This is a genomic window from Poseidonocella sp. HB161398 (assembly GCF_005870025.1).
Classification (GTDB): domain Bacteria; phylum Pseudomonadota; class Alphaproteobacteria; order Rhodobacterales; family Rhodobacteraceae; genus Mangrovicoccus.
Window position 1 is genome coordinate 41,775 of sequence record NZ_VATA01000046.1, and the last position, 7,901, is coordinate 49,675.

Consider the following 7,901-nt stretch of genomic DNA (forward strand, 5'->3'; position numbering starts at 1 on the left):
CACAAAATTTCCGGAGGAACCCTTCAATGCAAATGAGTTCCATTGCGCATTTCTGTCCGCGTTCGGGAATAAACCACCGACGGTCAAGCGCTTGCGCTCCGGAACGTCCTGTTTCCCTTCGAGGACAAAGGCGCATGAGGCCGTCGTCGACTATTTCTTCGGACTCTGGGCGACACGAACTGAACCCCCTGAATCTCGTGGTATCTGCGACGACAAGACCATTTACGTGGCGCCAGCGCACCCGGCACTGGTCGTTAGGCCCTCGGCGGAAAACTTGGGCCGCGACTGATTTTTGCCTGCATGAGTCTCAATGAAAGTCTTGAAGAAACTTCTTTCGCCTGAGCGCCTATTCAGCGGGTTTGTCCGGCGCGGACATCCTCATCTCGTCGATCTTCGTTCCATGAGACAGGTCACTCTCGCAGATTTGGGAAATTGCTCACTGGCGCGCTCGATATCGCAGTGCCGATACATTGGCTCCGGGGTGGTCATTTACTTTCTCGACCCCGAACGCATTCAGATCGGCAAAAACTCAGAATTGCGGGACTATCTTGTTCTGGAGGTAGGTGGAGAACTATTGGTGGGTGAAAATTCCGTGCTCGGCGCTTACAACTGGGTTCAGGCGAGCGGCAGTGTGCGTATCGGTTCTGGCGTCATCATCGGCCCTCATGCCGCAATTGTTTCCACCACACACGAAAAGCCGAGCGCGAGCAGCAATGTGCATGAGACACCGCTAGTTCCGGGAACAGTCACAATAGGTGACAACGTTTGGATCGGTGCACAGGTCTCCATTCTGAAAGATGTGAATATCGGAGCAAACGCAATGATCGGGGCGGCGAGCGTAGTTACAAAAGATATTCCCTCTGGAGCAACAGCTTTTGGAACGCCTTGCAAACCCATCGTGCCGGTATGACGAACTACCTGTTCACGATAGGTCTAGGTGTCGAGGAGGCCCCCGAAAGATGGACTGCGATCTGCGCAATCTATGGGAGACTTGCCAGAGGCCTAGACCGGCTTGGGCATTCGTCCTCATTTCTCGTCAACCCGAAGGCTTTTGATCAGCGCGCGCTACAGGCATTCGATGCTGTGCCGGGAGATCACGGCACGCTGCGCGAGATGATCGGGCGTCATCGAATGGATGCAGGATTTGTCTGGGGGGGCAGGATCGCCGCGGACAGGGAAACCGTCGGTATTCTTCGGGAATATGGGGTCCGGCCGATATTTTCCGAGCTGGGCTGGTTTCCGCAAAAAGGCACCATATACTTCGACGATACCGGCACAAATTCCGAGATCGGAAAGCTTGTTTCCAAGAAACTCCCGCTCTGGAGACAGTTGCAATTTTCCATCAAGAGAAAAGCAATGTGTAAGAAGATCTATGGCAGAGCGCTTCACGTTGGCTCGGAAAGTGGCGTCGCTAAGCGGGTTTTTGTTCCGCTTCAGGACGAAATGGATACCAACATAACGCTGGACAGTCCGTTTTCCACAATGGATCAGATGGTCGGTTTCCTTTCGCGGCGATATCCCGGATGCCAGTTCGTTGTCCGCCATCATCCGAAGGCCTTGCCTGCCTTTGTGGACAGCTACCCCAACGTGGAGATTCAATCAGCAAAGACAAACCTTTACATTTCGATGCTGGATTTCGATGCGGTCGTCGGGATCAATTCAACGGTCCTTTCCGAGGCAGCCCTCCTCGGACATCCGGTCTTCTGTTTCGGAGACGGGATAGCTTCACGCTTCGGATTGGCAAAAGGCCTGGAACCAGATAATCCGCCAGAATCTCTGGAGATCATGCCGGAAACAGCAGAAATCCGGGATGCGTTGGCCTATCTAATCCAGTACAAGCAACTGGATCAAAAGCGGCTCTCGTCTCCGGGATACCTCAAGAAGAGCTACTTGAACGAGCTTCTAGATCTTTAGTACCCAGCGGGTTTTTGGAAAAACGTAAGGTAAGACAGACATGAAGTTTCATTTTGGCGTTGTCCTGTATCACACGTCAGCACGAGACATTCATCGCCTTGAGAAAAGCATCCATGTGGCCAGTGAGATCGCAGGGATAGACTATTCTCTGAGCCTCCTGCTGAACTCTGACGAGTCTTCGGTCCTTCATGTGGAGATTCTCGAACGAGCGAAGGTAATCCCCTTTCAGAAGAACCTAGGCTTCGGCAAAGGACACAACAAGATCGTCGAATCTCTGGGGGACAGCACCGGTTTTTACGTCGGATTGAACCCGGACGGCTACGTCTCTCCCTGGGCCATTTCCGCAATTCTCGATGCCGCACCAGTTGCTGGAAATCTATACGAATTCCAACAGTTTCCGCAGGAGCACCCGAAGGTATTCGACCAAGTCACAGGAGAGACTGCCTGGTCTTCTGGCGCTGCATTTCTAATTGATATCGGTTCATTTCGGCAGGTCGGTGGCTTTGACCCCTCGTTCTTTTTGTATTGCGAAGACGTCGATCTTTCCTGGCGCGTCCGTGAACGCGGGGGAAAATGTATTCTGCTACCACGAGCGATATTCTTTCATGACGTGTCCGACGAAAGACAAAACCCGAGAACTTACGCACGGATGCTGCTGGGTCAAGTTCAACTTTCAAAAAAATGGGGAGCACGACGCATATATAAAAGGGTCCTGAAACAACTCCGAAGTTTTGAGACCCGAAACGGATTAGGACACCTGGACCTTCCGGAAATACCGATAAACGAAATACGAAAGTCTCCTCCCGGTTTTTGCAATTTTGGGAAATGTGGCAGTTACAGCGAAACTCGATGGTAAGAGAGAAAATGTCAGTTGACGAGCCCGCGATAACCTACATCGTGAGGTGCCACAGCACCTCGACCCTGCCCAAGATGAAATCGGCACTGCTAAGCATTGCTGGCCAAACCTATCAGCCTGTCAAAGCCCTTGTCGCTCTGCAGGATCTGGCTGAAGACGACGTTGCCACCGTGAAGGACATCACGGCCCCGATTTCAGATGGTACGGGACTGAATATCGATGTCGTGAACTTTGAGTTCCCGGCTAAAGGTGACCACAGGGGCGCTCTTTTGAACAAGGCGCTGGAATGCGTTAAAAGCCGATATGTCGCCTTTCTGAACTACGACGACGTCGTATACCCGCACCACGCGGAAACACTAATCTCGGACCTGAAAGAGAATGCAGATCTTGGTGTCGTCGCAAGTTTCGGGGGGTGCATGCGTGCGTATTACGATGATCTTGGAGACGGCGCGATCTACGTGACCCGGAAACGTCTGTTCAGGTCACAGGCTTCGGTGTCAGATTGCATCATTGAGAACTGCTTTCCTATCCACAGTTATGTGCTTGATATGGTGGGCCTGCCGAAACTTCCTCGCTTCGGCGAAGACATGCACGGCTTTGAGGACTACATTTTTCTGCTTGAATTGATGGAACACTACCGCGTTTCGACAACCTATGCTCGCCTGCCTTTGTGTGAGTACCGGCTGAACAACGACAACTCGAACACGGTCGCGATCAAGAACCTCAAGGCATTACGCGATAGAGAAAAAGAGGAGATTTGGCGGGCTACTCAGGCCGAAATCGACTCTGGAAAGAGAAAACGTTTCTTTCGCGTGCCCTATGCCGAGATTTCTGCTCCTGGCGGCACCCTGATCCTATCGAAACAACCTTTCCTTCGGGGGCTCTTCGTCTGCCAGATAGCCAAGAGCATCAGGAAGAAAATCGGCCCTGAAGAAGCCGAAAAGTTCCTGAGAGACCCCAAGCGCTACGCCAGATCGCTTCCCAAGAAGAAGCGATCGCTTGTTTTCCGGCTGCTGTTTTAAACCAGCATCCGTTATCTGACGCAGGCCGCGCCCTTGCCCCGGGACCCGTCGGCCGGCCAGCGCGCCTGCAGTGCCCAGCGTCAGGCGGCGGCGCCAGAGCAGCTGCTCCAGCCAGGCGGGATCGAGCTCTGCCGGGGCCGCAAGAGCGGAAACTTCCATGCCGAGAAGTCCACGAGATGGCCGAGGAGCCCGGGGAAGGGGAGGAGCGTCCTCATCCGCCTTCCGTCGCGGCGGAACGAGGGCGCGGCGTCACCAGGGCCAGGCCAGCGCATCCTCCCGGTTCAGCCGGACGCCGATCCCGTCCTGGCCGCCGCGCATCGCGGTCTGCGGTGGCGACGGACATGGCTTGGGGACCGGCAAGCTGCCTCCGGGATGGATCGCGGTTCCTGCGCCGCGCTTGGCGCGGCGGTGATGCCGTAGCTCCACGTGCAGGACCCAGGATCGACATGGATCGACCAGATCTCAATCCTGCCGCCATGCCCTGCGCCGCGGATGATCGGGCTGTCACAGCGGTGTCCGGTCCCGATGGCCGCGGCTGGAGCGGAGCGCCCCCGCCCGGCAGTCTCCCGCAGTCGCTGCGCGTCCGTATCCTTTCAGGTGGGACAGGGAATGGAGGCAGTCCCTGGCAGACGGCCCTTGATCCGTCGCCAAAGGACAAATTGCAGCAATGATGAGATGATTCACGGCATTCCCCTCAAAAATAGCTTCCATATGAGCGGAAAGCCTGCGCCAATCCCCTCATGCAGATCTGGAACTCCCCCGCCTGGCCGAACTTCCGGCACGATCCCGCCCTGACCGAGGCGCCGCTCGCCCGCGTCATGGCCCGGCTGGGCACCATTGCGGGGCTGCATGCGGGCCTGGCCCCGGCGGAGCGCGAGGAGATCTTCCTGCGCGCCGTCACCGGCGAGGCCCTTGCCAGCTTCGCCATCGAGGGCGCGCCGCTTGCCGCGGCCGAGATCGAGGCCTCGGTCGTTGCTTCCCTTGCCCACCGCCAGGCCGTGCCGCAGCGCCGGACAGATGCCATCGCCGAGCTGATGCTGGAGGCGCGCGCCGGGCAGGGGCCGCTCACCGCCGCGATGCTGCAGCACTGGCACAGGCTTCTGTTCCACGGCGTCGAGGCCGAGGAGCGCGGGCAGTGGCGCAGCTTCGCCATGGAGATCGTCCGGCGTCCCACCGGGCGTCCCGAAGACGTGCTCTACAATGCGCCGCCCCCCGAGCGCATGGAGGCGGAGATGGACCGCTTCCTCGCCTGGCTCGCCGCCGACGCGCGCCCGCTGCCCCTGCGCGCGGCGCTCGCCCATCTGTGGTTCGAGTCGATCCATCCCTTTGCGGACGGCAACGGCCGCATCGGCCGCGCGATCATCGAGCATGTCTTCGCCACGGAGGCGGCGCTGCCCTTCTCGCTGTCGCGGCAGATCGAGGCCGACAAGCGCGGCTACTACGCGGCGCTGCAGGCCGGGCGCCGGACTGCCGGAGACGCCATCGACGCCACGCCCTTCGTGCTGTGGCTGCTGGACCGGCTGGAGGCCGGGATCGACGGCGCCGGCCGCGAGGCGCGCTTCCTCGTCCGCCGCAACGCCTTCCTCTCGGCCCATGCCGGCCTGCCGGAGCGCCCCATGTCCGTCCTGCGCCGCCTCTTCGCCGCGGGCGAGGACCGGGTGGGGCAGGGGCTCTCGGCCGGTCCCTACGGCAAGATGGCGAAGGTCTCCCCGGCGACGGCCACGCGCGACTTGGCGGATCTCGAGCGCCGCGGCGTCCTGGTCCGCGCCCCGGGCGGCGGGCGATCGACGCGCTACCTGCTGGACTGGTGAACTCACCGCCGCGCAAGCGCGGCGGACGGCCGCCAAAACTGAAGAACGGAGCTTCCGATAACTGAAACCGGCTGATCGCCGGTCCCGCCGAAGTGGGGAATTTTACTTCGGCACTTCTGGGGAATTTTTGACTCGGCGTTGACACTTCAACGCGCCCGGCACCGCCGAGGTCGTCCGCGTGGCCTGAGCCTGAACGGGAAAGGGGAACTCGCGCCTCAAGCCGACTTTCTGCAAAAACGCCGCCCCGCTATCGATGCAAAAGAGCCGGGACAAGGAATGACTCGTCTCCCCGCACGGCGGAGTCCGCAAAACTGGGTGTCGCTTGATACGTGACAAAGAATCATGGTTCCGCCTCTTGCCATTCCGTAAGTGCAACCACGTAGAATTTTTCGATTTCCGCTTCTTCTGCCTCTGTCAGATATTCACGATAGCCGGGGCCCAGAAATGCTATCTGTGCTGTTGCCCCTACCTGCATCACGTACCGGCCGCAAAGGTTGCGCAGCCGCTCGATCTCGGCAGCGGCTGACAGGATCATGTCTTCGTCCCAATCGTTAAGGCTAAACTCCAGTTCTAGCAGCTTTTCCACGATGTCGGCCATCGACGAATTCCTCCGGTTCCTGCGTGCCGGTCGACGAAAGAGCTAAAGCCCGCGCGACGGGCAACGGTGCCGAAGCGGCCGTCGCCGTCGGTTGGAGGTGAAACGTGACGGTCAAATGACCAATCCTTGGCTATCGACAAGTAGTTTTAGCGATAGCCGTCTGCTCTTCCGGCAGGTTCGGGAAATGACAGCCACGTGCAGGGATCATTGTCTGATCACCTTGCTATCCGAAATTGGGCTCCTCATTTTCGGCTACATGCCTCCGTGTGGCCGATATGTTGGGGTTTCCGTCCTAACCCACCGAATGACATGGGGAAGTGTATCCGTACCGCTGCAACTTGTACGAAAACCGTTCAATCCATGCAGAGTAAAAACATTAAACCGCCTCAAAGGCACACAAGACACCAAGTGCGGAAATCAGATCTCTCCGGAGCTTCTATTTCTGTCTCATAGTCCAGAATTTCCCTTCCTCAGCGAATATTGGAAACGGGGGATAAAGCGGTATGTGTCTTCTGGAGATTCTTGGAAAGAACCTTAGAGCAAGGGTGCTTTTAATCTGTCGCTATTTCTTGTCTGTGCAGGAGCATTTGAATATCATGAATTCCTCCAAAAAGAATTGCATGCTGAGCGCTTAAGTTCATCGAAAAATGCACGATTCTGAGTGATCGGTGCGGGATTGCAGGTCGGACAACGGAAAGCTCGCAAGAACATCTGAAAGAGGCATGGGAGATGATTTTTGGAGATTTTCGAAAACACATCTCGACACAATATTAAAGATTCGGCCCCCACATGTAAATCCGTTCAAATATTTTTATCACTCACCTGAATACTACCCCGCAACAAACTGATACTACAGTTAACGCTAGGCAAAAATACTTTATAAGATAATATATTTTTGAAGTGCATGTTTCTTCGGCCCGTTCTTGTTGTCATCATAAAAATGCAAAACCAAAAATTTTACATGAGCATATTTTTGGCATTAAACTCCCTCGAAAGCTTCTTCCTCCGCATCCTCAGGATTAACTTCCGTGCTGTTTTTACCACAGTTGTCGCGTTCTTCCGAGCAAAAATTTTGAAATGCATTTCTATTCTTTAGGTGCAGCGCGTTGAGCTGAAAAAACCGATCCGCGAAGTTGATAGAAGAACGCGGTTCCCATATGGGGATTCTTCGGCGGGTGCAGTGGTTCGCCATGTGACACGGCTTGCATTCTTATTTGGGGCTTGGCATGACGAGTTTCCGGAGGCCTAGGCCGTGTTGACAAAAGGGATTCACAGTCGGGCGCTTCCATGATTCAAGATCACCGTTGCGACGGAGGTGATCTTGGCGCGAAATCTGATGTCCGATGCGGAATGGCGGTTCTTCGAGCATTTCATCGCCGCCATCCGCGCCCCGAACGGGCGCAAGCCAGTTGATCATCGCCTTGTTCTAGATGGCATATTCTGGAGTGAGGCGTGAATGCGCCACTGGTTCGAGCATCACGTCGAACACGGACCGGTGCCCCGTGGCGGGACCTTCCGGAGGAGTTCGGAAAATGGGGGTCCGTCTACCGCCAGTTCCGGCGCTGGAATGAGCCATCCGCGCCATCGGTCCGAGCGCGATGGCGAATGCCGGACTATGGGAGGCCATCCTCCTGTTCCTCAACGACAGCGACCTCGTTCCGGCCCGTGTCCAGATGATCGACAGCACCGTCATTCGCGCC

6 protein-coding genes and 1 pseudogene are annotated in these 7,901 nt (G+C 56.7%); 6 read left to right on the forward strand and 1 reads right to left on the reverse strand.

The window, feature by feature from the left end; all coding sequences use genetic code 11:
* The first annotated feature begins 310 nt into the window (after positions 1–310).
* From FGX59_RS26450 to FGX59_RS26470, 5 genes are all read left to right on the forward strand, one after another.
* Positions 311–910 carry an acyltransferase gene (locus tag FGX59_RS26450; RefSeq protein ID WP_138470130.1) on the forward strand — a complete coding sequence of 200 codons (600 nt, stop codon included), beginning with the start codon at positions 311–313 and terminating at the stop codon, positions 908–910.
* Positions 907–1,914 (forward strand): hypothetical protein, encoded by a 1,008-nt coding sequence (locus FGX59_RS26455; protein ID WP_138470131.1) that lies wholly within the window; start codon positions 907–909, stop codon positions 1,912–1,914. Before FGX59_RS26450 ends, FGX59_RS26455 begins: the two co-directional genes overlap by 4 nt.
* A gap of 40 nt (positions 1,915–1,954) precedes the next feature.
* Positions 1,955–2,770, forward strand: coding sequence for a hypothetical protein (locus FGX59_RS26460; RefSeq protein WP_138470132.1), 816 nt, complete (start codon positions 1,955–1,957; stop codon positions 2,768–2,770).
* Between the two features lie 8 nt (positions 2,771–2,778).
* Complete coding sequence (locus FGX59_RS26465) at positions 2,779–3,792, forward strand: glycosyltransferase family 2 protein (protein ID WP_138470133.1); 1,014 nt, start codon at positions 2,779–2,781, stop codon at positions 3,790–3,792.
* A gap of 740 nt (positions 3,793–4,532) precedes the next feature.
* Complete coding sequence (locus FGX59_RS26470; RefSeq protein WP_138470134.1) at positions 4,533–5,603, forward strand: Fic family protein; 1,071 nt, start codon at positions 4,533–4,535, stop codon at positions 5,601–5,603.
* Positions 5,604–5,943: 340 nt separating this feature from the next.
* Here the strand turns inward: FGX59_RS26470 and FGX59_RS26475 are convergent, their stop codons facing one another.
* A complete protein-coding gene (locus FGX59_RS26475) occupies positions 5,944–6,201 on the reverse strand; it encodes a hypothetical protein (protein WP_138470135.1) in 258 nt (85 codons plus the stop codon).
* A gap of 1,315 nt (positions 6,202–7,516) precedes the next feature.
* Here FGX59_RS26475 and FGX59_RS26480 point away from each other — a divergent pair.
* Positions 7,517–7,901 (forward strand): annotated as a pseudogene (locus FGX59_RS26480) (transposase); the annotation flags it as partial.